General features: G+C 74.3%; 16 protein-coding genes. 5 read left to right on the plus strand and 11 right to left on the minus strand.

What is annotated here, in order from left to right; genetic code table 11:
* Positions 1-275: 275 nt before the first annotated feature.
* The gene (gene pdxH / locus ACZ50K_RS13955; protein WP_468902440.1) at positions 276-905 is read right to left on the minus strand and encodes a pyridoxamine 5'-phosphate oxidase; all 630 of its coding nucleotides are present in this window, start codon (positions 903-905) and stop codon (positions 276-278) included.
* A gap of 238 nt (positions 906-1,143) precedes the next feature.
* Here pdxH and ACZ50K_RS13960 point away from each other — a divergent pair, with 238 nt between their 5' ends.
* Positions 1,144-2,244, plus strand: coding sequence for a citrate synthase 2 (locus tag ACZ50K_RS13960; RefSeq protein ID WP_468901979.1), 1,101 nt, complete (start codon positions 1,144-1,146; stop codon positions 2,242-2,244).
* A 42-nt stretch (positions 2,245-2,286) separates the two neighbouring features.
* Here ACZ50K_RS13960 and ACZ50K_RS13965 read toward each other — a convergent pair whose 3' ends face one another.
* The 9 genes from ACZ50K_RS13965 to ACZ50K_RS14005 all read right to left on the minus strand — a co-directional run bounded on the left by ACZ50K_RS13965 (position 2,287) and on the right by ACZ50K_RS14005 (position 15,562).
* The gene (locus tag ACZ50K_RS13965) at positions 2,287-2,892 is read right to left on the minus strand and encodes a TetR/AcrR family transcriptional regulator (protein ID WP_468901982.1); all 606 of its coding nucleotides are present in this window, start codon (positions 2,890-2,892) and stop codon (positions 2,287-2,289) included.
* Positions 2,880-3,626 carry an enoyl-CoA hydratase family protein gene (locus ACZ50K_RS13970; RefSeq protein ID WP_468901985.1) on the minus strand — a complete coding sequence of 249 codons (747 nt, stop codon included), beginning with the start codon at positions 3,624-3,626 and terminating at the stop codon, positions 2,880-2,882. Before ACZ50K_RS13970 ends, ACZ50K_RS13965 begins: the two co-directional genes overlap by 13 nt.
* A gap of 16 nt (positions 3,627-3,642) precedes the next feature.
* A complete protein-coding gene (locus ACZ50K_RS13975; protein WP_468901988.1) occupies positions 3,643-4,803 on the minus strand; it encodes an acyl-CoA dehydrogenase family protein in 1,161 nt (386 codons plus the stop codon).
* The gene (locus ACZ50K_RS13980) at positions 4,800-6,842 is read right to left on the minus strand and encodes an acetyl/propionyl/methylcrotonyl-CoA carboxylase subunit alpha (protein ID WP_468901990.1); all 2,043 of its coding nucleotides are present in this window, start codon (positions 6,840-6,842) and stop codon (positions 4,800-4,802) included. Before ACZ50K_RS13980 ends, ACZ50K_RS13975 begins: the two co-directional genes overlap by 4 nt.
* Before the next feature lie 8 nt (positions 6,843-6,850).
* Positions 6,851-8,449: an acyl-CoA carboxylase subunit beta gene (locus ACZ50K_RS13985; RefSeq protein ID WP_468901993.1), complete on the minus strand. Its 1,599-nt coding sequence runs from the start codon at positions 8,447-8,449 to the stop codon at positions 6,851-6,853.
* Positions 8,446-10,350, minus strand: coding sequence for an acyclic terpene utilization AtuA family protein (locus tag ACZ50K_RS13990; RefSeq protein ID WP_468901995.1), 1,905 nt, complete (start codon positions 10,348-10,350; stop codon positions 8,446-8,448). Before ACZ50K_RS13990 ends, ACZ50K_RS13985 begins: the two co-directional genes overlap by 4 nt.
* Entirely contained in the window at positions 10,347-11,240 is an 894-nt protein-coding gene (locus ACZ50K_RS13995) for a TIGR03084 family metal-binding protein (protein ID WP_468901997.1), read from the minus strand. The genes ACZ50K_RS13990 and ACZ50K_RS13995 overlap by 4 nt, the downstream gene beginning before the upstream one ends.
* Positions 11,241-11,389: 149 nt before the next feature.
* Positions 11,390-12,346 (minus strand): EamA family transporter, encoded by a 957-nt coding sequence (locus ACZ50K_RS14000; RefSeq protein ID WP_468901999.1) that lies wholly within the window; start codon positions 12,344-12,346, stop codon positions 11,390-11,392.
* 144 nt (positions 12,347-12,490) lie between these two features.
* Complete coding sequence (locus ACZ50K_RS14005; RefSeq protein ID WP_468902000.1) at positions 12,491-15,562, minus strand: FAD-binding and (Fe-S)-binding domain-containing protein; 3,072 nt, start codon at positions 15,560-15,562, stop codon at positions 12,491-12,493.
* Positions 15,563-15,654: 92 nt separating this feature from the next.
* On the opposite strand from ACZ50K_RS14005, the gene serC reads away from it, so the two are divergent.
* The 4 genes from serC (at position 15,655) to ACZ50K_RS14025 (ending at position 21,826) form a co-directional block, all read left to right on the plus strand.
* On the plus strand, positions 15,655-16,773 hold the full coding sequence (gene serC, locus ACZ50K_RS14010) for a phosphoserine transaminase (protein WP_468902002.1): 1,119 nt from the start codon (positions 15,655-15,657) through the stop codon (positions 16,771-16,773).
* Positions 16,774-17,140: 367 nt separating this feature from the next.
* Positions 17,141-17,689, plus strand: coding sequence for a hypothetical protein (locus ACZ50K_RS14015; protein WP_468902004.1), 549 nt, complete (start codon positions 17,141-17,143; stop codon positions 17,687-17,689).
* The gene (locus tag ACZ50K_RS14020; protein WP_468902006.1) at positions 17,682-18,314 is read left to right on the plus strand and encodes a class F sortase; all 633 of its coding nucleotides are present in this window, start codon (positions 17,682-17,684) and stop codon (positions 18,312-18,314) included. The genes ACZ50K_RS14015 and ACZ50K_RS14020 overlap by 8 nt, the downstream gene beginning before the upstream one ends.
* 86 nt (positions 18,315-18,400) lie before the next feature.
* Positions 18,401-21,826, plus strand: a complete 3,426-nt coding sequence (locus tag ACZ50K_RS14025; RefSeq protein WP_468902008.1) for a sacsin N-terminal ATP-binding-like domain-containing protein — start codon at positions 18,401-18,403, stop codon at positions 21,824-21,826.
* A 71-nt stretch (positions 21,827-21,897) separates the two neighbouring features.
* Here the strand turns inward: ACZ50K_RS14025 and ACZ50K_RS14030 are convergent, their stop codons facing one another.
* Positions 21,898-24,351 carry a cation-translocating P-type ATPase gene (locus ACZ50K_RS14030; RefSeq protein ID WP_468902011.1) on the minus strand — a complete coding sequence of 818 codons (2,454 nt, stop codon included), beginning with the start codon at positions 24,349-24,351 and terminating at the stop codon, positions 21,898-21,900.
* Between the last annotated feature and the right edge of the window lie 85 nt (positions 24,352-24,436).

Below are 24,436 nucleotides of genomic sequence, written 5' to 3' on the forward strand. Positions count from 1 at the left end.
TAAATCGGTTGAGCCGGCGGACGGGGGTGCCTAGGCTGACGCCACACGAGAAGGGAGGTGGTTCCCGAAATGTACGGAAACCGGACGCGTGAGGTGGCTGCGGGCTAAGGGCCCGTCGTCGCACGCACCCAGTGCGGTGCCCGGCGGAACGCCTGGCGCCAATCCCCAGCAGTCACCCGACCCGCGGGCTCGCCGGTACGTCCGGCCGGCTCCTCTCACTGCAGGAGAGGAACCCGAGCCCGCGGGTCGTCTGCGTTCCCGGGCAGTGTCGTCGTTCAGGGGCAGAGCCGTTCGACCCGCCAGCCGGAGGGCGCGTCCGCGCGGACGTAGCGCAGCCGGTCGTGCAGCCGGTTCTCGTGGCCCTGCCAGAACTCCACGGTCTCCGGGGTGACCCGGAAGCCGCCCCAGCCGGTGGGCACCGGCACCTGTTCCCCCTCCGGATAGCGGTCGGCGAGCTCCGCGTACCGGCGGTCCAGCTCCGCGCGGGACTCCACCACCCGGGACTGCTCGCTGGCCCAGGCCCCCAGCTGGGAGCCGTGCGGCCGGGAGCGGAAGTAGGCGGCGGTCTCGTCGCGGCCGGTGCGCTCGGCGGTGCCGGTCACCACCACCTGGCGGGCGATCGGGTGCCAGGGGAACAGCAGGGAGACGTACCGGTTCTCGGTGATCTCCCGCCCCTTGCGGGAGTCGTAGTTGGTGAAGAAGACGAATCCGCGATCGTCGAACCGCTTCAGCAGCACCGTCCGGGAACTGGGACGGCCCTCGGCCGAGGCGGTCGAGACGACCATCGCGTTCGGTTCGAAGAGGTGCGCGTCGGCCGCGTCCTGGAACCAGCGGGCGAACTGGGCGACCGGGTCGGCGGCGAGGCCTTCCTCGGTCACGATCTGCGATCGGTACTGCTTGCGCATGGTGGCGGGGTCAAGGTCCTGGTCGGTCACCGGGCCATCCTGCCGTAGGGTCGACTGCCGGGGTGTGCCGTATGTCACGCTTCCGCAGGCCCCCAGGAGCCGACAAAATCTTGGGGCCGGTCCGCTGGAACCCAGGTGGGTGACCATCGGCCGTTCCGGGCATCAACGGGGATGACCGCGCCGGACCGCGAATCACGCCGGGAGCCGCGCGTGTTCGCACTATCTGAGGAGCCGCCTGATGTCCGACTTCGTACCCGGCCTCGAAGGGGTCGTCGCGTTCGAGACGGAGATCGCCGAACCCGACAAGGAGGGCGGATCCCTCCGCTACCGGGGTGTCGACATCGAAGACCTGGTCGGTCACGTGTCCTTCGGGAACGTGTGGGGCCTGCTGGTCGACGGTGCCTTCAACCCCGGGCTGCCCGCGGCCGAACCGTTCCCGATCCCCGTGCACTCCGGTGACATCCGGGTCGACGTGCAGTCCGCGCTCGCGATGCTCGCCCCTGTGTGGGGTCTGAAACCGCTGCTCGACATCGACGAGCGGCAGGCCCGCGACGACCTGGCGCGGGCCGCCGTGATGGCCCTGTCGTACGTCGCCCAGTCCGCCCGCGGCCAGGGCCTGCCCATGGTCCCGCAGTCGGAGATCGACAAGGCCGACTCGGTGGTCGAGCGGTTCATGATCCGCTGGCGGGGCGAGCCGGACCCGCGGCACGTCAAGGCCGTGGACGCGTACTGGACCTCGGCGGCCGAGCACGGCATGAACGCCTCCACCTTCACCGCCCGGGTGATCGCCTCCACCGGAGCCGATGTCGCGGCCGCCCTGTCCGGAGCGGTGGGCGCCATGTCCGGCCCGCTGCACGGCGGCGCCCCCTCCCGGGTCCTCGGCATGATCGAGGAGATCGAGCGCACCGGTGACGCGGTGGCGTACGTGAAGAGGGCGCTGGACCAGGGCGAGCGGCTGATGGGCTTCGGCCACCGGGTCTACCGGGCCGAGGACCCCCGCGCCCGGGTGCTGCGCCGCACCGCGAAGGAGCTGGACGCCCCCCGCTACGAGGTGGCGGCCGCGCTGGAGAAGGCCGCCCTGGAGGAGCTGCACGCCCGCCGGCCCGACCGGGTGCTGGCCACCAACGTGGAGTTCTGGGCCGCGATCATGCTGGACTTCGCGGAGGTCCCGGCGCACATGTTCACCTCGATGTTCACCTGCGCCCGGACGGCCGGCTGGTCGGCGCACATCCTGGAGCAGAAGCGCACCGGGCGGCTGGTCCGCCCCTCGGCCCACTACATCGGCCCGGGGCGCCGCAGCCCCGGTGACATCGAGGGCTACTCCGACATCGTCGGCTGAGCGGACGCCCGCGCACGGCGGACGCCCGCGCACGGAGGTGGCTCAGGGGCCCAGGGTCGCTTCGACGATCCGGGTCCACTGGGCCACCACCCGGGCGCGGCGGACCGTGTCGTCGGTGAGGACGTTGGCCAGGCCCAGCCCGCGGGCCAGGTCCAGCAGCCCCTGGACGGTCTCCCGGACCCCGGGCACGGACTCGTCGGCGCCCAGGAGTTCCACGGCGATCCGGTGGGACTCCCGGCCGACCCGGGCTTCGAGTTCGCTGACCCTGGGGCGCAGCTGTTCCTCGTAGGAGGCGGCGACCCAGAGTTGCAGGGCGGCCCGGAAGAGGGTGCCGGTGTAGAGGTCGACGAGTGCTCCGATGACCGCGGGGCGGGCGGCCGGGCGGGCGTCGGGGCCGGCCGGGAACAGGCCGCGCAGGGCGGCGGAGCGTTCTTCGGCCACGTATTCGACGGCTGCGGTGAACAGGTCCTCGCGGGTGGGGAAGTGGTACTGGGCGGCGCCGCGGGAGACTCCGGCGTGTTCGGCGACCACGGCGACGGTGGAGCCGGTCCAGCCCTGTTCGGCCAGGCAGCTGACGGCGGATTCGAGGAGCCGGGCGCGGGTGGCGCGGCTGCGGGCCTGCTTGGGCCCTTCGGTCACCGTGCCCATGCGGGGTCCCGGCGTTCGAAGCGGGCGGTGATGCCCTCGCGGGCCTCGGCGGAGCCGAAGTGGCGGGCGGAGAGTTCGGCGAGGGCTTCGCCGTCCGTGTCGAGTGCGGCCCGTACGGAGGCGTTGACCAGCTGTTTCGTGGCCGCCAGGGCTTCCGGGCCGGCGAGGCGGAGTCCGGCGAGTACGGGTGCCAGGGCCTCGTCCACGTCCTCTCCGTGCAGGGTGAGCAGTCCGATCCGGGCGGCTTCGGCGGGTCCGAAGGTCTCGCCGGTGAGGAAGTAGCGGCCGGCGGCGCGGGGGTCCAGCCGGGGCAGCAGCGGGGCGGAGATGACGGCGGGGACGACACCGATGCGGGTCTCGGTGAGGGCGTAGCTGGAGGCGGGTCCGGCCGCCGCGATGTCGCAGGCCCCGAGGATGCCCAGGCCGCCGGCCCTGACGTGTCCGGTGACCCGGGCGACCACCGGTTTCGGGAGTGCGGCGATCTCCCCCAGCAGGTCCAGGAAGTCCGCGGGCGGGCAGGGGGCCTTCAGGTCGGCCCCGGCGCAGAAGGTGTTCCCGGTGTGGGTGAGGAGGACGGCCCGGACCGCCGGGTCCGCCCCGGCCGCGGCGAGTGCCGTGCGCAGCCCGCCGACGAGTTCGGCGGAGAGCGCGTTGCGGTTGGCCGGGGAGTCCAGGGTGAGCGTGGTGATCCCGTGGGCGTGCGCGGAACCTACGGTCCGGGTGGTCCGGGTCATGGTGCTCCTTGGTCTCCTAGTAGGACTTGGGCAGGCCGAGGGTCTGGTGCGAGACGAAGTTCAGGATCATCTCCCGGCTGACCGGGGCGATCCGGGCCACCCGGGCGGCGGTGATCAGGGAGGCCAGTCCGTACTCGCGGGTGAGGCCGTTGCCGCCGAGGGTGTGGACCGCCTGGTCCACCGCCCGGACGCAGGCCTCGCCGGCAGCGTACTTGGCCATGTTGGCGGCCTCACCGGCGGCCATGTCGTCCCCGGAGTCGTAGAGCGCGGCGGCCTTCTGCATCATCAGCCGGGCCAGTTCCAGCTCGATGTGCGCCTGGGCCAGGGGGTGGGCGACGGCCTGGTGGGCGCCGATGGGCTCCTTCCAGACCTGCCGGGTCCTGGCGTAGTCGAGGGCCTTGGCGAGGGCGTAACGGCCCATGCCGATGGCGAAGGCGGCGGTCATGATGCGTTCCGGGTTGAGGCCGGCGAACAGTTGGAGCAGGCCCGCGTCCTCGTCCCCGACCAGGGCGCCGGCGGGCAGCCGGACCTCGTCCAGGACCAGTTCGAACTGCTTCTCGGCGGCCTGGAGCTCCATGTCGATGCGCGAACGGGTGAAGCCGGGGGCGTCCCGGGGGACGATGAACAGACAGGGCTTGAGGCGTCCGGTGCGGGCGTCCTCGGTGCGGCCGACGATCAGGGTGGCGTCGGCGATGTCCACACCCGATATGAACACCTTGCGCCCGCTGAGCACCCAGTCCTCGCCGTCCCGGCGGGCGGTGGTGGTGATCCGGTGCGAGTTGGAGCCGGCGTCGGGTTCGGTGATGCCGAAGGCCATGGTGCGGCTGCCGTCCGCGAGTCCGGGCAGCCAGGCCCGCTTCTGCTCCTCGGTGCCGAAGCGGGAGATGACCGTGCCGCAGATGGCGGGCGAGACCACCATCATCAGCAGCGGGGAGCCGGCCGCGCCCAGTTCCTCCAGCACGATGGAGAGTTCGGCGATGCCGCCGCCTCCGCCCCCGTACTCCTCGGGGAGGTTGACCCCGAGATAGCCGAGTTTGGCGGCGTCGGCCCACAGTTCCTCGGGGTGGCCGCCCTCGCGGGCGATCCGGGCCAGGTACTCACGGCCGTAGCGCTTGCCGAGGGCGGCGACTGCGGCGCGCAGGGCGATGTGCTCTTCGGTTTCCGTCGCGGTGCTCATACGGGCGTTTCCTCCTGGACTACGGCGAGCAGGGCGCCGAGTTCGACCTGGTGGCCGACGGCGGCGTGGAGCGCGGTGAGCGTGCCGGAGGCGGGAGCGAGGATGCGGTGCTCCATCTTCATGGCCTCCAGCCAGAGCAGGGGCTGCCCGGCGGTGACGGGGGTGCCGGGGGCGAGGCCCTCGGCGACCCGGACCACGGTGCCGGGCATGGGGGCGAGCAGGGAGCCGGGTTCGGTGCGGTCCTGGGGGTCGGTGAAGCGGGGGACGGGGGTGAACGTGTGGGCGCCGAGCGGGGAGTCGATGTACACCTCGGTGCCCTGGGGGTCGTGTTTCACGTGGAACATCCGCTGCACCCCGTCCTGTTCGAGGACCACCCGGTCGGCGGCGGTGCTGACCACCCGGAGTCCGGGGTGGTCCTCCGGTTCGGGTCCGCGGCGGGTGTGGCGGTAGCGGACGGGGTGTTCCGTGCCGTCCGCCGTGCGGTAGGTGCGGCACTGGGGCTGGGAGGGCAGGTTGCGCCAGCCGCCGAGCCGGGCGGCGAGCGGGGCCCCGGGGGGCGGGACGGCCTCCGCGAGGGCGGCGGCCAGGGCGGCGAGGGCGGTGCTTTGGGCTCCGGTGTCCGCCCCGGTTTGGGTCGCGGCCCCGGCTCCGGCCGCGGTTTCGGTTTCGGCGGCGGCTCCGGTTTCGGCTGCGGTTTCGGTTCCGGTTCCGGTGAGGGCCGGCAGGTGGCGGTCGTAGAAGCCGGTGTCCAGGCGGGCGGCGGTGAACTCCGGGTGGCGCAGGGAGCGGACCAGCAGCTCGCGGTTGGTGGTCAGGCCGTGGATCCGGGCCCGGGACAGGGCGTGCGCCAGGGCCCGGAGGGCTTCGGGGCGGGTCGGCGCATGGGCGATGACCTTGGCGAGCATGGGGTCGTAGTGGACGCCGACCCGGTCCCCGTCGGCGTAACCGGTGTCCACCCGGACCCGCCCCGGGACGGCGAGGGTGTGCAGCACACCGGCCTGCGGGCGCCAGCCGCGGGCCGGGTCCTCGGCGTAGAGCCGGGCCTCGACGGCATGGCCGGAGGGTTCGGGAGGGGCCGGCGGCAGGGCGGCGCCCTCGGCGATCCTCAGCTGGAGTTCCACCAGGTCGAGGCCGAACACCTCCTCGGTGACCGGGTGCTCCACCTGGAGCCGGGTGTTCATCTCCAGGAAGTACGGCCTGCCCTCGGCGGTGACCAGGAACTCCACGGTGCCCGCGCCCCGGTAGGACACGGCCCGGGCGGCGGCCACGGCCGCTTCGTGCAGAGCGGTTCGCAGGGCCTCGGGCAGTGCGGGCGCCGGGGCCTCCTCGATCACCTTCTGGTGCCTTCGCTGGAGGGAGCAGTCCCGGGTGCCGAGGGCCCAGACGGTGCCGTGGGCGTCGGCGAGGACCTGCACCTCCACATGGCGGCCGCGCTCCACGTACGGTTCGGCGAAGACCTCCCCGTCGCCGAAGGCGGACCGGGCCTCGGCGGTGGCCGCGGCCAGTTCCTCGGGCAGCCGGGCCAGTTCGCGGACCACCCGCATACCGCGGCCGCCGCCGCCGGCGGCCGCCTTGAGCAGCAGCGGCAGGTCGTCCGGGCCGGCCTTCTCCGGGTCCACCGGTTCCAGCAGGGGGACCCCGGCGGCCCGCATCAGCTCCTTGGCCCGGGTCTTGGAGGCCATCGCCTCGATGGCCCCGGGCGGCGGCCCGATCCAGAGCAGCCCGGAGTCCTCCACGGCCCGGGCGAAACCGGCGTTCTCGGAGAGGAACCCGTAACCGGGGTGCACGGCGTCGGCCCCGGCCGCCAGCGCGGCCTTGATCAGCAGATCGCCCCGCAGATAGGTCTCGGCGGGGGCCGCCCCGGGCAGCCGGACGGCCGCGTCGGCCTCCCGGACGTGCAGGGCCCCGGCGTCGGGATCGGAGTACACGGCGACGGTGTCCAGGCCCATGGCGCGCGCGGTCCGGAAGATCCGCACCGCGATCTCGCCGCGGTTGGCGACCAGGACGGAGCTCAGGGTGCGGGAGGGGAGGGGACTCATGGGGGGCCTCACATCCGGAAGACGCCGAAGCCGCCGCGGGCGCCCTCGACGGGGGCGTTGTGGATCGCGGACAGGCACAGGCCGAGGACGGTCCGGGTGTCGCGGGGGTCGATGACCCCGTCGTCGTACAGCCGCCCGGACAGGAACAGGGGCAGGGACTCGGACTCGATCTGGGCCTCCACGAAGGCGCGCATCCCGGCGTCCTGCTCCTCGTCGTAGGGCAGGCCCTTGGCGGCGGCGGACTGCCGGGACACGATCGAGAGCACCCCGGCCAGCTGCTGCGGTCCCATCACGGCGGACTTGGCGCTGGGCCAGGCGAACAGGAAGCGGGGCTCGTAGGCGCGGCCGCACATGCCGTAGTGGCCGGCCCCGTAGGAGGAGCCGATGAGCACCGACAGGTGCGGGACCTTCGAGTTGGACACCGCGTTGATCATCATCGCGCCGTGCTTGATGATGCCGCCCTGCTCGTACTCCCTGCCCACCATGTAGCCGGTGGTGTTGTGGAGGAAGAGCAGCGGGATGTCCCGCTGGTTGGCCAGCTGGATGAACTGGGCCGCCTTCTGCGACTCCGCGCTGAACAGCACGCCCTGGGCGTTGGCCAGGACGCCGACCGGGTGGCCGTGCAGGGCGGCCCAGCCGGTGACCAGGCTGGTGCCGTACAGCGGCTTGAACTCGTCGAAGTCGGACCCGTCCACCAGCCGGGCGATCACCTCGCGCGGATCGAAGGGGGTCTTCAGATCGGCGGGCACGATCCCCAGGAGCTCCTCGGGGTCGAACAGCGGCTCGGCGGCCGGGCCCGGATCGGGCAGCGCCCTGCGGTGGTTGAGGCGGGCCACGATCCGGCAGGCCTGCCGGATCGCGTCCTCCTCGTCGAGGGCGTAGTGGTCCGCCAGACCGGAGGTCCGGGCGTGCATCTCCGCGCCGCCGAGGGACTCGTCGTCGCTCTCCTCGCCGGTGGCCATCTTGACCAGCGGCGGACCGCCCAGGAACACCTTCGACCGGTCCTTGATCATCACGGTGTGGTCGGACATGCCGGGGACGTAGGCCCCGCCGGCCGTGGAATTGCCGAAGACCACGGCGACGGTCGGGATCCCGGCGGCGGAGAGCCTGGTGAGATCACGGAACACGGCCCCGCCGGGGATGAAGATCTCCTTCTGCGAGGGCAGGTCGGCACCGCCGGACTCCACCAGGCTGACGCAGGGCAGCCGGTTCGCGAAGGCGATCTCATGCGCGCGGAGCGCCTTCTTCAACGTCCACGGATTGGAGGCGCCGCCGCGCACGGTCGGGTCGTTGGCGGTGACCAGGCACTCGACGCCCTCCACCGTGCCGATACCGGTGACCATCGAGCCGCCCACCGGATAGTCGCTGCCCCAGGCGGCCAGCGGCGACAGCTCCAGGAACGGGGTGTCCGGATCGAGCAGCAACTCGATCCGCTCCCGGGCCAGCAGCTTGCCGCGGCTCCGGTGCCGCTCGGTGTACTTGGGGCCGCCGCCGGCCAACGCCTTGGCGTGCTCTCCGTCCAGCTCGGCGAGCCGCTCCAGGGCGGCCTGCCGGTGGGCGAGGTAGTCGGGGTCGCGGGTGTCGACGCTGCTGCCGAGCCGGGTCACGGACCTGCCTCCGGAGTGGGTGTCGGGGTGGGGGTGCGGGTCGGGGTGGGGGTGGGGGTGGGCGCGGGGGCCGGGTGGACGAGGTGGGCGGGGATGTCCATGTGGCGGGCGCGGAGCCATTCGCCGAGCGCCTTGGCCTGGGGGTCGAAGCGGTGTCCGGCGGCGACCCCGTCGCCGAGGATGCCCTCGACGGTGAAGTTCAGGGCGTACAGGGCGGGCAGCTCGTGCCGGGTGACCACCAGCCCGGCCGTCTCGGGCAGCAGCCGCTGGAACTCGGGGACGGTGAGGGCCGAGAGCAGCCAGGCGTAGGCCTCCCCGGCGCGGTCCTCCCGGCCTCGCTCCCCTCCTTGTGCTGCTTCCACCCAGACTCCGACGTTGGCGTCCCCGCCCTTGTCACCGCTGCGGGCCCCGGCCAGCAGGCCGAGCGGTACGCGGACGGTCGGGCCGACCGCCACGACCGGGGCGGGGGGCCGGGACCACTGCGGGGCCGGAGTCGGGGCCGGGGTCGCGGCGGGCGCCGGGGCGATGGCCAGGCGGGTGCCGTCGGGGAGGACCGCGGTGTGCGGGACCTCCGACGGCCGGGCGGTCCCGGCGGTGAACACCCCGTACGGCTGGGGGGCGCCGGGGAGTCCCGCCACGTGGAAGCCCGGGTAGCTGGCCAGCGCCAGCTCGATCGCGGCGGCCGTCAGCGGGCGGCCGATCCGGTCCGCCGAGGAGTCCCGGACCACCAGCCGCAGCAGGGCCGAGGCCGTCTCCTCGGTGGCCGGGTCCGGGTGGTCCGTACGCGCCAGGGTCCACTCGGCGGAGCCCACCCCCTCCAGCGGTCCGGCCAACTGCTCCCGGACCAGGGCCGCCTTGGCCTCGATGTCCAGGCCGGTCAGCACGAACACCACCTCGTTGCGCCAGCCGCCGATCCGGGTCACCCCCACCTTGAGCGTGGCGGGCGGGGGCTCGCCCAGCACCCCGCTGATCCGCACCCGGTCCGGTCCGGCGTCCGCCAGCCGGACCGTGTCCAGGCGGGCCGTGACGTCCGGGCCGGGGTAGCGGACGCCGGCCGTCTCGTAGAGGAGCTGTGCGGTGACCGTCCCGGCCGTCACCAGTCCCCCGGTGCCCGGATGCTTGGTGATCACGCAGGAGCCGTCGGCGGCGAGCTCGGCGAGCGGGAAGCCGGGGCGCCGCACATCGGTTCCGGGGCGGGCGAAGAAGGCGTAGTTGCCGCCGGTGGCCTGGGTTCCGCATTCCAGGACATGGCCGGCGACCACGGCCCCGGCGAGCCGGTCCCAGTCGTCCGGGGCCCAGTCGAACCACCAGGCGGCCGGGCCGGTGACCAGGGCCGCGTCGGTGACCCGGCCGGTGACCACCACATCGGCGCCGGCCCGCAGACAGGCGGTGATCCCGGCGCCGCCGAGGTAGGCGTTGGCGGTCAACGCGCCGTCGGCGCCGGCACCGGGCGCGTTCGCGCCGGGGCGGGCCGGGCCGCCCTCGCCCACGCCCGCGCGGTACGGCATCAGGTCGTCGCCCTCGACGTGCGCCACCGTCATCGCCAGACCGGCCTTGGCGGCGAGCGTACGGACGGCCTCCGCCAGCCCGGCCGGGTTGAGGCCGCCCGCGTTGGCGACGATCCGCACCCCGCGCTCGTGGGCCAGGCCCAGGCAGTCCTCCAGCTGGCGCAGGAAGGACTTCGCATAGCCCGCACCGGGGTCCTTGAGCCGGTCCCGGCCGAGGATCAGCATGGTCAGCTCGGCGAGGTAGTCCCCGGTGAGGACGTCCAGCGGGCCGTCGGCCAGCATCTCGCGCATCGCCGAGGCCCGGTCCCCGTAGAACCCCGAGGCGTTCCCGATCAGCAACGGCCGCCGGACACCGGCGGGGCCGTCTCCGTCTCCGTGCCCCGGGTGGCTCATCGGGGGCCGCCGGTGGCGGGATCGGTCGCGGGATCCGTCGGGGCTCCGGTCGCGGGGTCGGTCGGGGCACGGCCGGGGCCGGGCGGGCCGGCGAAGGCCTGGGCGATGTCCAGCCACCGGTCGGCATCGGGACCGTACGCCTCGACGGCCAGGTCCGCGCGGTGCGCCCGCTGGGTGACCAGCAGACAGAAGTCCAGGGCCGGTCCGGTGACCCGCTGGGGCGCGTCGGGCGGCCCGTACGCCCACACCGCGGGACCGGGGTCGCCGGGCAGGCCGGGCGGCGGGGTGAGCTCCACGCGGAACCGGTCGCCGGGCACCGGCAGTCCGCGTACCGCGAAGGCGTAGTCCCGGGCCCGTACCCCGATCCGGGCGACCTGCCGCAGCCGGGCGGTCGGTGCCCGGCGGACTCCGAGGGCGTCGGCGATGTCCTGGCCGTGCGCCCAGGTCTCCATCAGCCGGGCGCTGGCCATCGAGGGGGCCTTCATCGGCGGCCCGAACCAGGGGAACCGGGCGTCCGTCGAGGCGGTGGCGAGGGCGGTGGCCAGTACCTCGCGGCCGGCCCGCCAGCCGGCCAGCAGCTCGGCGGGCGGCAGCGCGGCCCCTTCCTCGGCGCCGTCGTCGACGAAGCGGTCGGGGGCGGCCAGGGCCTTCTCCACCATGGCGGCGAAGCCGGGGCCGTCGGTGAGCGCCAGCGAGGCGGCCCGGTCGGTCCAGGCGAGATGGGCGATCTGGTGGGCGACGGTCCAACCGGGCGCGGGGGTGGCCCGGGCCCACGCCTCCTCGTCGAGCCCGGCGACGAGCAGATCGAGCTCCTCCCCCTCCGCCCGCAGATCGGACCGGACGGCGACGAACGGATCGTGCGGATCGTGCGGAGCAAGCGGGTCGGACACGGGGCGCTCCCCTCGGGGACGACGGCGTGAGGGGAAGCGTGGCAGCCCGACGAAAAACAATCAAGCATGCTTGCATGATTTTTACACCCCGAACTCCCGCCCGCACCAGACGACTTGCCTACGCGGGGGCGGCTGGAGAGCAGTGCGGGTTACGGGAGCGGGGCCGGCGGCCGGGGCTTGCGGGTCTGGGAGCGGACGGCGCCCATGCTGGCGGCGATCACCAGGGCGATGGCCAGCGCGTCCGTCACGCCCAGCGCCTGGTGCAGCACCAGGAACCCGGCCGTCGCCGCGATGGCCGGTTCCAGGCTCATCAGGATCGCGAAGGTGGGCGCCGGGAGCCGGCGCAGGGCCAGCAGCTCCAGGGTGTACGGCAGCACCGAGGACAGCAGGCCCACCCCCACGCCCAGCGCAAGCGTCCCCGGCACCAGCAGCGCGGACCCCGCGTCGGCGATGCCCAGCGGCAGGGAGAGGACCGCGGCCACCGCCATCGCCAGGGCCAGCCCGTCCGCCTGCGGGAACCGGCGTCCGGTCCGGGCGCTGTAGACGATGTACGCGGCCCACATCGCGCCCGCGCCCAGCGCGAACGCCGCTCCGGCCGGGTCGAGCGCGCCGAAACCGAATCCGCCGTCGCCGCCGTGGCCGGACAGCAGGACCACTCCGGCCAGGGCCAGGCCGGCCCAGAGCAGGTTCACCAGGCGGCGGGAGACGATCACCGAGAGCGCCAGCGGGCCCAGCACCTCCAGGGTCACCGCCGGGCCGAGCGGGATCCGGTCGACCGCCTGGTAGAAGAGGCCGTTCATGCCGGCCATGGCCACGCCGAAGGCGAGGACGGTACCCCAGTCGGACCGGTTGTAACCGCGGACCTTGGGCCGGCACAGCACGAGCAGGACCAGGGCCGCCGCGGCCAGCCGCAGCGCGACCACTCCGGCGGCACCCGCCCGCGGCATGATCATGACCGCCAGCGCCGCGCCGAACTGCACCGAGACCCCGGCCGTGAACACCAGTCCCACCGGGCCGAACCGCGAGGAGCTACGGGCGGTGGAACCGGCGGCAGACGGAGCGGCGGTCACGGGGGCGGCGGCGGGAGCCGAGGTGGAGCGGGTCATTCCATCAGCCTAAGCCCGACGTAAGGGGCATGCCGCCGTGTTTTGCCTTACGGCGGGCGGCCCGGCCCCGGCGGCCCGGCCCCGGCGGCCCGGCCCGGGGCGGCGCCGGGGCAGGGGCGGGACGGGGGCGGCGGCGAGGTTCCGTCAGCCATCCGGCGGGCCTTCCGACAGGCTTTCGGCCGGGCCTGCTGCGGGCCTTCCTACGGGCCGTCCGCCGGGTCTCGGGTCTTCGGGGAGGGCTTCCGCGAGGACTTCCGCCAGGTGGCGGGCCGGGTGGGAAGGCCCGAAGCCGCCGAGCTGGGTGATCTGGGTCCGGCAGGAGTATCCGTCGGCGAGGAAGACCACCCCGTCCGGGTCGGCGTCCCGGGCCGCCCGGAGGGCGGGCAGCAGCTGATCCTCGGCGCAGGCCACCGACACCTCGTGGTGCCCGCGCTCGAAACCGAAGTTCCCGGCCAGCCCGCAGCAGCCCCCCGACAGCTCGCCCGACAGCCCGGCACGCTCCCGGAGGCGGCGGTCGGCGGCATCACCCAGTACGGCGTGCTGGTGGCAGTGCGTCTGCCCGGCCACGGGCCGGTCCAGCCGGGGCGGCCGCCAGTCGGGGGCCAGCTCCTCCAGCGCCTCGGCGAACGTACGGACCGAGGCGGCGAGCCGGGCCGCCCGGGGGTCCTCGGGGAGGAGCCGTGGCAGGTCGTCGCGGAGGGCCGCGGCGCAACTGGGTTCGAGTACGACGACGGGTTCGCCCGCGGAGAGGGGGCCCAGGGCGTCCAGGGTGCGGCGGAGGGTGGCGCGGGCCCGGTCGAGGCGGCCGGTGGACACGTAGGTGAGTCCGCAGCAGACCCGGGCGGGCGGCAGCCGCGGAGACACGCCCGCGGCGGCCAGGACGCGGGCGGCGGCGAGGCCGGTCCGTGGGGACAGGTACTGGGTGAAGGTGTCCGGCCACAGCACGGCGTGCGGCGTGGCGGGCGGGGTGGTGGGCGGGGTGGCGGTCCGCCAGAGGCGGGTGAAGGGGGTACGGGCCAGGAGCGGGAGGGGGCGGCGGGGGGAGAGGCCGGTCAGATGGCGGATCGGGGAGAGGCGGGACAGGAGGTTGGCCGGGCGGGTGGCTCGGAGGGCGGCGATGAGGCGGAGCCAGGTCGGGAGGCCGCCGAGGGTGTAGTGGGACAGCGGGCGGATACCGCCCGCCCAGTGGTGGTGCAGGAACTCGGTCTTGTAGGTGGCCATGTCCACGCCCACCGGGCAGTCGCTCAGACAGCCCTTGCAGCCGAGACAGAGGTCCAGCGCCTCATGGACCTCCGCCGACCGCCACCCGTCGGTGATGATCTCCCCGGCCAGCATCTCGTGCAGCAGCCGTGCCCGCCCACGCGTGGAGTGCCGCTCCTCACCGGTGACCCGATAGGACGGACACATCACAGCCGCCCCACCGCCGGGTCCGGCCGGGGCGGGGGCCGCGGCCGACGCGGGGGCGGCGGGGCCGCCTGTAGGGGCCGGGCCGCGCGTTCGGCATTTGGCTACGCCCACGCAGCGGGCCACTTCGCGGCCCAGGGTGGCGGTGGGGGTGCCGGGTGGGGGGAGGACGGTGAAGCGGAGGTTTTCGTCGAGGCGGGAGGGGCGGGTGAGGATGCCGGGGTTCATGCCGCCCGCCGGGTCCCAGACGTCCTTGTACGCGGCGAACAGCCCGATCAGCTCGGGCCCGTACATCCTCGGCAGCAGTTCCGCCCGCGCCTGCCCGTCGCCGTGTTCGCCGGAGAGGGACCCGCCGTGGGCGACGACCAGGTCGGCGAGTTCGGTGGAGAAGGCCCGGAACCGGGCCACCCCGGCCGCCGAGGCCAGGTCGAAGTCGAGGCGCACGTGCACGCAGCCCTCGCCGAAGTGCCCGTACGGCGCTCCGCGCAGCCCGTGGCGGGCGGTCAGGGCCCGGAACTCGCGGAGGTAGGAGCCGAGCCGGGCGGGCGGGACCGCGCAGTCCTCCCAGCCGGGCCAGGCCTCGGTGCCGTCCGGGAGGCGGGTGGCGGTGCCGGCGGCGTCCTCGCGGATCCGCCACAGGGCCCGCTGCCCGGCCGGATCGGTGACCCGTACGGCGTCCAGCGCGTCCGCCGCCCGCAGTACCGCCGCCGCCACCGCCGGGTCCGGGACCTCCACGAACAGCCAGGCCCCGCCCCTGGGCAGCCCGGCCGCGGCCCCGGCCGGCAGTAGGTCGGCGGCCATCCCCTCCACGGTCAGCGGGCCGAACGGCAGCAGGCCCGCGGCGGCGTCGGCGGCCGCGGTCTCGTCCGGGTAGCCGAGGACGACCAGTACGGGGGCCTCCGGCAGCGGCACCAGCCGGACCACCGCCTCGGTCACCACCCCCAGCGTCCCCTCCGACCCGCAGAACGCGCGGGCCGCCGCCACTCCCCGTTCGGGCAGCAGGGCGTCCAGGGCGTAGCCGGAGACCCGGCGCCCGAAGTCGGCCGGCATGCGGGTGCGGAGCGGTCCCAGATGGGCTTCGATCAGCGGGCGCAGGGCGGGCGGGGTGCCCTCCCAGCCGGTGCCGATCCGCCGCACCCCGCCGCTTCCGGCGTTCCCGCCGCCCTCACCGTTCCCGCCGCCCCCGGCCGCGCCTCCGGCCCCGTAGCGCAGGACCGACAGTTCGGACACGTTGTCGGCGGTGGTGCCCCAGGCCACCGAGTGGGGGCCGCAGGCGTTGTTGCCGATCATTCCGCCGAGCGTGCAGCGGGACCGGGTGGACGGGTCGGGGCCGAAGGTCAGGCCGTGCCGGGCGGCGGCCGCCCGCAGGGTGTCCAGGACCAGTCCGGGCTGGACCACCGCGGTGCGGGCGACCGGGTCCAGGGCGAGCAGACCTGACATATGGCGGGTGAAGTCGAGGACGACCCCGGTACCGGTGGCCTGGCCGCCGATGGAGGTGCCGCCGCCGCGCGGTACGACCGGGACCCCGGCCTCCGCGCAGACCCGCAGGGCCGCCTCGGTGTCCTCGGCGTCCCGGGGGGCCACCACCCCCACCGGCACCCGCCGGTAGTTGGAGGCGTCCATCGTGGTCAGCGCCCTGGCCGCCGCACCGAAGTCCACCCCGCCGCGGACCGCCGCCCGCAGGGCCCGTTCCAGGTCGGCGGCCGCTCCGGCGGCCCGTGCCGACGCCCCGCCGGCCGCCGGCCCGGTCGTCCGCCCCGCCCGCCGCCGCGCCAACCGCCCCGTCGCCCGCCCCGTCCACCGTCGCGTCATCCGTCCATGATGCTTCCCGGCACCTGACGCTTCCCGTCTCATCCGCTGGACGCGGGGGCTCGGGCGCGGCGGTGACCCGATACGCTCCGCTCGTGGCCGAGATCCAGATTCCCGCTGACATCAAGCCCGCCGACGGACGCTTCGGCGCGGGCCCCTCCAAGGTGCGGACGGAAGCGCTGGACGCGCTGGCCGCCACCGGTACCTCGTTGCTCGGAACCTCCCACCGCCAAGCCCCGGTCAAGAACCTGGTCGGCTCGGTGCGGCAGGGCATCCGGGACCTGTTCTCCCTCCCCGAGGGCTATGAGGTGATCCTGGGCAACGGCGGCTCCACCGCCTTCTGGGACGTCGCGACGCACGGGCTCATCGAGCAGAAGTCGCAGCACCTCACCTTCGGCGAGTTCTCCTCCAAGTTCGCCAAGGCCGCCAAGCTGGCGCCGTGGCTGGGCGACCCCTCGGTGATCTCCGCCGACCCGGGCACCCACCCGGAGCCGGTCGCCGAGGCCGGGGTCGACGTCTACGCGTACACCCACAACGAGACCTCCACCGGTGTCGCGGCCCCGCTGAAGCGGGTCGCGGGCGCCGACGAGGGTTCCCTCGTCCTGGTGGACGCCACCTCGGGCGCCGGCGGCCTGCCGGTGGACATCACCGAGACCGACGTCTACTACTTCGCCCCGCAGAAGTCCTTCGCCTCGGACGGCGGCCTCTGGCTGGCCGCGTTCTCCCCGGCCGCCCTGGAGCGCGCCGCGCGCGTCCACGCCTCCGGCCGGCACATCCCGGAGTTCTTCTCGCTGCCGACGGCGATCGACAACTCGCTGAAGAACCAGACGTACAACACCCCGGCGCTGTCGACCCTCTTCCTCCTCGACCAGCAGCTGAAGTGGATCAACGGCCAGGGCGGCCTGGACTGGGCGACCTCCCGTACGGCGGCCTCGGCGGCCAACCTGTACGGCTGGGCCGAGGCCTCGAAGTACGCGGAGCCGTTCGTCACCGACCCGGCCAAGCGGTCCTCGGTCATCGGCACCATCGACTTCTCGGACGACGTGGACGCCGCAGCGGTAGCCAAGGTACTGCGCGCCAACGGCATCGTGGACACCGAGCCCTACCGCAAGCTGGGCCGCAACCAGCTGCGCATCGCCATGTTCCCGGCGATCGACCCGGCGGACGTGCAGGCCCTGACCGCGTCCATCGACTACGTGATCGACAAGCTCTGAGCGCGTGGCGGCGCGAGCCGCTGAGCGCGTGAGCGCTTGATCGCTTGAGCCCCGACGACGGTTCGTCCGTCGTCGGGGCTCAGTCGTGTCCGGAACCGGCTAACTCAGCTTCCGCCGCTGGTGTTTCGTCTTCTCGTACGGGTCGACCCACGCCTCGCAGGGGCCGGCGACAGGACCTTGGTCCCGAAAATCCGGGTAAAGAGGTCACAAAGGGGGCGTTTGGGCGGGGGTGTGGCCTGCGGGTTCTCGGGTGGGACCTTCGGCGGGGGGTGGCGGCGGGGGACCGGTGGGGTGCAACCGGCGGGGCGGGATGTCCCTCATGTCTGGTGTGCCGGGAACGCACCCGGCCCGTTCAGGAGGTTCTCCCATGCGTATGGCACTCACCGTTCCGGCCGTCGCGCTCGCCGCGTCGATCGCCCTCGGCGCCCCCGCGATGGCGTTCGCCGCCGACGGCCCCGGCCATCCGGCCTCCCACTCCCCGTCCCCCGCCGCCTCGGCCGCCGTCTCCCCGACCGTCAAGCTGTCCACCGACTTCGGCCGGCCGGGCGACAAGGTCACGGTCACCGTCCGGACCGGCGAGAAGGACGCGTACGTCTCCTCACGCGCCTTCGGCGGCAAGGTCCTCCTGAAGAAGACCGGGAACGCCACCTGGACCGGCACCGCCGTCGTCGCCAAGGACGTCACCTCCGGCTACTACGGCGTGGACGCCTACGCCGGGGGCCGGAAGTTCGACACCGTCAAGTTCTCCACCGAGGCCAGGAAGAGCCGCCACCAGGACCGGGGTCGCGGCACGCCGGCCGTTCCGTTGCAGCCGGGCCAGCACAGGACCCCGAAGGGGTCCGTCAACACCGGCCAGGCGTCGCCTGCCGGGGACACCGCCCGCCACACCACCGAGGACGTCCACTTCCATGGCTGAGCACTCCCTCCTGCCCCGGACCGGCCGCGCGCGCGGTGCGGCCGGGCTGGCCGGGGCGGCCGCCCTGGCCGCCGTACTGGCCACCGGCTGCTCCGCCGGACCGGCGGCCGGCCTGGACGCCCCGGTGAACCCGGCCGCGCACGCCACCCCGGCCTCGGCCCTGCCGGCCTCCGTCCCGGACCGCATCGAGATACCCGACATCAAGGTGGACGCCCCGCTGGACGCGGTCGGCCTGGACGCCCACGGCGTCATGCAGGAACCGGACTTCGCCAAACCGGACGACGCCGCCTGGTACCGGCAGGGCCCGACCCCCGGCGAACCCGGGGCGGCCGCCGTCGTCGGCCACATGGACACCCCCGACGCCCCCAAGGCGGTCTTCTACAACCTGAAGCAGCTGAAGAAGGGCCAGCGGATCGAGGTGCACCGCACCGACGGCAGCACCGCCGTGTTCGCGGTGGACACCGTGGACACCTTCAAGAAGGACGCGTTCCCCACCTCCAAGGTCTACGGGGACACCCGCGGCAAGGCCGAACTCCGCCTCATCACCTGCGGCGGAAACCTCACCCCGGACCGCCACTGGGACTCCAACGTGGTGGTGTTCGCCCACCTGACCGGCAAGGCGTAGGGCGCGTCCGGCCCCGGCGCCCGCGCGTCGCCGGGGCGGCCGCGCACGATACCTTCGGTGGTTCCAGTACTGAGGAGGCGGCGGGCGTGAGCGTGCGAGTGACGGCTGACCAGGGTGGCGCGGACCCCTTCGGCACGGCCCGGCTGCGGCGCGGGGTGCTCGATTCCTGGGGCGCGGGCCCGGCCCGGTTCCGGGAGGACGCGAACGCCGAGGAGGATCTGGCGCTCGGCGGCTACCGGGACCGGCTGTTCGTGGAACTCGCCCAGAACGCGGCGGACGCCGCCGCCCGGGCCGGGGTCCCGGGACGGCTGCGGATCACCCTGCGCCCGGGCGGCCCGGGCGGGTCCGGCGAGCCGGACGGAACCGGCGCGGCCGGCGGGTACGGGGTGCTGGCGGTCGCCAACACCGGTGCCCCGCTGGACGCGGCCGGGGTGGAGTCGCTGAGCACCCTGCGGGCCTCCGCGAAGCGGGAGTCGGCGGCCGGGACCGTCGGCCGGTTCGGCGTCGGCTTCGCCGCCGTCCTGGCCGTCACCGACGAACCGGCCGTGGTCGGCCGGCACGGCGGGGTCCGCTGGTCCCTGGCCGAGGCCCGCGAACTGGCCGTCGGCGCCTCCCAGGGCAGCCCCGGACTCGGTGACGAGCTGCGCCGCCGGGACGGCCATGTGCCGTTGCTGCGCCTGCCGTTGCCCGCCGAGGGCACCGCACCCGACGGCTACGACACCGTGGTCATCCTGCCGCTGCGGGACGCGGCCGCGGCCGATCTGACGGAGCGGCTGCTCGCCGCGATCGACGACGCGCTGCTGCTGACCCTGCCGGGGCTGCGCGAGGTGTGCGTGGACACCCCGGCCGGGCTGCGCACCCTGCGCCGCACCGACCGCACGGACCACACCGACCCCACTCCGGCCGCGGACTCGCCCGCCGCCACCGACTCGGTGACCGCGGCAGGTGCAGGGACAGGTACAGGTACAGGTTCACTGGTCGAGATCACCGAGGGCACCGAAGGCGGTGGCACCTCCGTGCGCCGCTGGCGCACGGTCCGGCACGGTGGCGCCCTGGACCGGGAGCTGCTCGCCGACCGGCCGGTGGAGGAGCGGCTCCGGCCGTCCTGGACGGTGTCCTGGGCGGTCCCGGTGGACGCCGAGGGCTCCCCCGTACGGCCGGACACCGCGGCCGTGGTGCACGCCCCGACCCCCACCGACGAGCCCCTCGGCATCCCCGCCCTGCTGATCGCCTCGCTGCCGCTGGACACCTCCCGCCGGCACCCGGCCCCCGGGCCGCTGACCGACTTCCTGGTGGCGCGCGCCGCCGAGGCGTACGCCGAACTGCTGGGCGCCTGGGCGCCGGTGAGCACCGCGCTGGTCGGTCTGGTGCCGGGGCCGCTCGGCAAGGGCGAGCTCGACGGGGCCCTGCGGGCCGAGATCCTGCGGCTGCTGCCGCGTACCGCGTTCCTGGCGCCCGCCGCCCCCTCCGAGGAGCTGACGGCACTGCGGCCGTTCGAGGCCGAGGTGGTGGAGGGCGCGGGTGCGGACACCGTGCGGGTGCTCGCCGAGGTGCTGCCCACCCTGCTGCCGGCCGGTCTGGAGCGCCGGTCGGAGCTGCGCGCCCTGGGTGTCGGCCGGCTGTCGCTGGGCGAGGCGATCGAGCGGATCTCCGGGGTGGAGCGGTCCCCGCACTGGTGGTACCGCCTCTACGACACCCTGGCCGGGGTCGACCCGGACCATCTGACCGGTCTTCCGGTCCCGTTGGCGCCGGAGGACGGCGGGACGGCCGGCCCGGGCGACGGCTTCGCCGACCTGCCGGCGGCCCCCGGGCCGGCGCCCGCCGGCGGCCCCGAATGGCAGGACCTGGGCCCCGGTCCGATCGACCCGATCGATCCGATCGACCCGGCCGGCGCGCCCGGACAGGGCGGTCCCGGCGGACCGGGCGGGCGGGTCCGTACGGCCGTGGGCCCCCGGCACATCCTGCTGCCCGGCCCCGACACTCCGGCCGGGCTGACCCGGCTCGGGCTGAAGGTGGCCCATCCGGACGCCGCGCATCCGCTGCTGGAGAAGCTGGGTGCGGTTCCGGCGAGTCCGCGGGCGGTGCTGACCACCCCGCAGGTGCGGGCGGCCGTCGCGGGGTCCCTGGACGCGGGCGAGGTGTGGGACGAGGACGCCCTGGATCCCGACGAGCTCGCCGAGCTGGTCCTGCGGCTGGTCCGGGACGCGGAGCTGCTGCCCGGGGACGAGCCGTGGCTGGGTGCGCTGGCGCTGCCCGACGAGGACGGGGAGCTCGTCCCGGCCGGTGAACTGCTGCTGCCGGGATCCGCCTTCGCCTCGGTGGTCCGGGAGGGCGAACTGCCGTACGTGGACCAGGACCTGGCCGACCGGTGGGGCGAGCAGCCGCTGACGGCGGTCGGGGTGCTGGCCGGCTTCCAGCTGGTCCGGGCCACCGATGTGGTCCTCGACCCGGACGAACTGGAGCCGCGCGAGGGGGACTTCGCCGAGCCCGATGACGCGGGGCTGCTGGACGCGGTGGACGTGTGGTGCGAGGACCTGCTCGACCAGCTGCCGGAGACCCCGGTGCCGCCGGTGGCCACCGAGCTGGTGGCCGTACGGGACCTGGACCTGGTGGACGACGACCGCTGGCCGCAGGCGCTGGCGATGCTGGCGCAGCCGCCGCTGCGGGACGCGCTGACCCAGCCGGTGCGGGTGCTGCTGCCGGACGGCACCACCCGCAACGTCCGCTCGTACACGGCGTGGTGGCTGCGCGACCACCCGGTACTCGACGGGCGGCGGCCGGCCGGACTGCGGGCGGCCGGCGGCGATCCGCTGCTGGACGGGCTCTACACCTCGGCGGACGCCACCGGTTTCGAGGACGAGCAGGTGCTGCGGGCGCTGGGCGTGCGGACCTCGGTCGGGGCGCTGCTGGACGAGCCGGGCGGCGCGGCCGAGCTGCTGGGCCGGCTCGCGGACCCGGACCGGGAGGTCACCGGCCGGCAGCTGCACGCCCTGTACGGGGCGCTGGCCGAGCTGGACCCGGAGCAGGTGACCCTGCCGGACGAGCTGCGGGCGGTGGTGGACGGCGAGGTGGTGGTCACGGACGCGGCCGGGGCGCTGGTCGCGGACGCTCCGGACCTGCTGCCGCTGACGGCGGGACTGCCGCTGCTGCCGGTGGCTCCGGCCCGGGCGGCGGAGCTGGCGGAGCTGCTCCAGGTGCGGCGGCTGTCGGAGACGGTGCCGGCGGAGGTGAGCACCCCGGGCGAGGTCCGGGAGGTGCCGGAGCCGGTGCGGGTGCTGCTGGGTCCGGCGACCCCGGGGACGTATCTGGAGCACGAGGAGCTGATCGCGGGCGGCACCGAGCTGGACTGGCGGCGGACCCCGGACGGGGTGCTGCACGCGGCCACCCTGGAGGGGGTGGCCGCGGGTCTGGCCTGGTCGGCGGGCCAGTGGCCGCGCCGGTTCGAGGTGGCGGCCCTCCTGGAGGACCCGTCCCGCACCCCGGAACTGGCCCGCGACCGCTGGTTCGACTGACCCCGCCCGGCCCCCGCCCCCGGCCGCTCCTCGGGGCGGGCCGGGGGGTCAGGGCTGGTGTCGGGCCGGGGTCAGGCCGGGAATTTGCGGTCGACCCAGCGGAAGGTGATCTCGATGAGGGCGGCGGCGGCCGCGGCGATGCCGACGGCGGTCCAGGGCATGGTGGCGCCGATCAGCTTGAGTTCGAAGAACTCCTGGAGCCAGGGCACCACCAGGACGATCAGGAAGGCGAGGCCCATCGCGCCGACCAGGCCCACCCGCCACCAGGTGTAGGGGCGGGCGATGATCGCCAGCACCCACATGGAGGTCAGGAACAGGGTGAGGGTGGCGGCGCTGGTCTCGGCCTCCAGGGCGCCCTGGCCGGAGTAGTGGGCGCGGGCCACCAGGTAGGTGACGAAGGTGGCGACGGCGGCGACGATCCCGCCGGGGATGGCGTACCGCATCACGCGTTTGACGAAGTGCGGGCGGGCCCGCTCCTTGTTCGGCGCCAGGGCCAGGAAGAAGGCCGGGATGCCGATGGTGAGGGTGGACAGCAGGGTGAGGTGGCGCGGCAGGAAGGGGTATTCGACCTGGCTGCAGACCACCAGCACGGCCAGCAGGACGGAGTAGACCGTCTTGGTGAGGAACAGGGTGGCGACCCGGGTGATGTTGCCGATGACCCGGCGGCCCTCGGCGACCACGGAGGGCAGGGTCGCGAAGGAGTTGTCGAGGAGCACGATCTGGGCGACGGCCCGGGTGGCCTCGGATCCGGAGCCCATGGAGACGCCGATGTCGGCGTCCTTGAGGGCGAGGACGTCGTTGACCCCGTCGCCGGTCATGGCGACGGTGTGGCCGCGGGACTGGAGGGCGCCGACCATGTCCCGCTTCTGCTGCGGGGTGACCCGGCCGAAGACGGAGTTCTTGTCGAGGGCGTCGGCCATGGCGCCCTGTTCGGTGGGCAGTTGCCGGGCGTCGACGGTGTTCTCCGCGCCGGGCAGTCCGAGCTTGCCGGCGACGGCGGAGACGGAGACGGCGTTGTCGCCGGAGATGACCTTGGCGTGGACGTCCTGCTCGTCGAAGTAGCGCAGGGTGTCGGCGGCGTCGGGCCGCAGCCGCTGTTCCAGGACGACCAGGGCGGTGGGGCGGGCGCCGGCGGAGACGTCCTCCTCGTCGAGTTCCCGGGTGGAGCGGGCGAGCAGCAGCACCCGCAGGCCCTGCTCGTTGAGCTGGTCGATCTCCTCCAGGGCGGGGTCGCCGGAGGGCAGCAGGACGTCGGGGGCGCCGAGCAGCCAGGTGGAGTTCTCGCCGTCGCCCTCGCTGAAGCTGGCGCCGCTGTACTTGCGGGCCGAGGAGAAGGGCAGCGATTCGGTGCAGCGCCACTCCTCGCTGTCCGGGTAGGCGTCGATGATGGCCTGGAGGCTGGCATTGGGGCGGGGGTCGGACTCGCCGAGGGCGCCGAGGACCTTGCGGACGTACTCGGGGTCGGCGCCGCCGAGCGGGCGGAGCTCGGTGACGTCCATGCCGCCCTCGGTGAGGGTGCCGGTCTTGTCGAGGCAGACCACGTCGACCCGGGCGAGGCCTTCGATGGCGGGGAGTTCCTGGACCAGGCACTGCTTGCGGCCCAGCCGGATCACGCCGATGGCGAAGGCCACCGAGGTGAGGAGGACCAGGCCCTCGGGGATCATCGGGACGATGCCGCCGACGGTCCGGGCGATGGAGTCCTTGAGGTTGTTCTGCTTGACGACCAGCTGGCTGATGATCAGGCCGATGGAGGTCGGGACCATCATCCAGGTGACGTACTTGAGGATGGTGGAGATTCCGGAGCGCAGCTCGGAGTGGACCAGGGTGAACCGGGAGGCCTCCTCGGCCAGCTGGGCGGCGTAGGCCTCGCGGCCGACCTTGGTGGCGGTGAAGGCGCCGCCGCCGGCCACCACGAAGGATCCGGACATGACCTGGTCGCCGGGCTTCTTCAGGACCGGGTCGGCCTCGCCGGTGAGGAGGGACTCGTCGATCTCCAGACCGTCGGCCTCGCCGACGATCCCGTCGACGACCACCTTGTCGCCGGGGCCGAGTTCGATGACGTCGGCGAGGACGATCTCGGAGGTGGAGATCTCCACGGTGCGGCCGTCGCGGCGGACCGAGGGTTTGGCCTCGCCGATGACGGCGAGGCCGTCCAGGGTCTTCTTGGCCCGGAGTTCCTGGATGATGCCGATGCCGGTGTTCGCGATGATCACGAAGCCGAAGAGGCTGTCCTGGATGGGGGCGACCACCAGCATGATCGCCCAGAGCACGCCGATGATGGCGTTGAAGCGGGTGAAGACGTTCGCGCGGACGATGTCGGCGGTGGAGCGGGAGGACCGGACCGGGACGTCGTTGACCTCGCCGCGGGACACGCGCTCGGCGACCTCCGCGGTGGTCAGGCCGCCGGCCTTGAACGCGGGTGCGGGCAGCTTGACCGGATGGACCGGATCGAGCTCCGCGCCCGCGTCGATGGCCTGGCCGGCCGGTTCCGGCCCGTCATGGTCGATCTTCGCCCGCTGCGTCATGCTTCCGACGGTAAGGGGACGAACCGTGGCGCACCCGCCGAGAAGGCCGAAGATCCGACTTCAGGATGAGCCGAATCCTTCCGTG

Source organism: Streptomyces sp. NPDC033845 (assembly GCF_055576225.1).

Coding starts and splice junctions, on each gene's coding strand:
- pdxH (WP_468902440.1), bottom strand. CDS start 905: ATGCGCAAGCAGTACCGATCGCAGATCGTGACCGAGGAAGGCCTCGCC.
- ACZ50K_RS13990 (WP_468901995.1), bottom strand. CDS start 10,350: ATGAGCCACCCGGGGCACGGAGACGGAGACGGCCCCGCCGGTGTCCGG.
- ACZ50K_RS13965 (WP_468901982.1), bottom strand. CDS start 2,892: ATGGGCACGGTGACCGAAGGGCCCAAGCAGGCCCGCAGCCGCGCCACC.
- ACZ50K_RS13960 (WP_468901979.1), top strand. CDS start 1,144: ATGTCCGACTTCGTACCCGGCCTCGAAGGGGTCGTCGCGTTCGAGACG.
- ACZ50K_RS13980 (WP_468901990.1), bottom strand. CDS start 6,842: ATGAGTCCCCTCCCCTCCCGCACCCTGAGCTCCGTCCTGGTCGCCAAC.
- ACZ50K_RS14020 (WP_468902006.1), top strand. CDS start 17,682: ATGGCTGAGCACTCCCTCCTGCCCCGGACCGGCCGCGCGCGCGGTGCG.
- ACZ50K_RS14030 (WP_468902011.1), bottom strand. CDS start 24,351: ATGACGCAGCGGGCGAAGATCGACCATGACGGGCCGGAACCGGCCGGC.
- ACZ50K_RS13975 (WP_468901988.1), bottom strand. CDS start 4,803: ATGAGCACCGCGACGGAAACCGAAGAGCACATCGCCCTGCGCGCCGCA.
- ACZ50K_RS14000 (WP_468901999.1), bottom strand. CDS start 12,346: ATGACCCGCTCCACCTCGGCTCCCGCCGCCGCCCCCGTGACCGCCGCT.
- ACZ50K_RS13970 (WP_468901985.1), bottom strand. CDS start 3,626: ATGACCCGGACCACCCGGACCGTAGGTTCCGCGCACGCCCACGGGATC.
- ACZ50K_RS14005 (WP_468902000.1), bottom strand. CDS start 15,562: ATGACGCGACGGTGGACGGGGCGGGCGACGGGGCGGTTGGCGCGGCGG.
- ACZ50K_RS14015 (WP_468902004.1), top strand. CDS start 17,141: ATGCGTATGGCACTCACCGTTCCGGCCGTCGCGCTCGCCGCGTCGATC.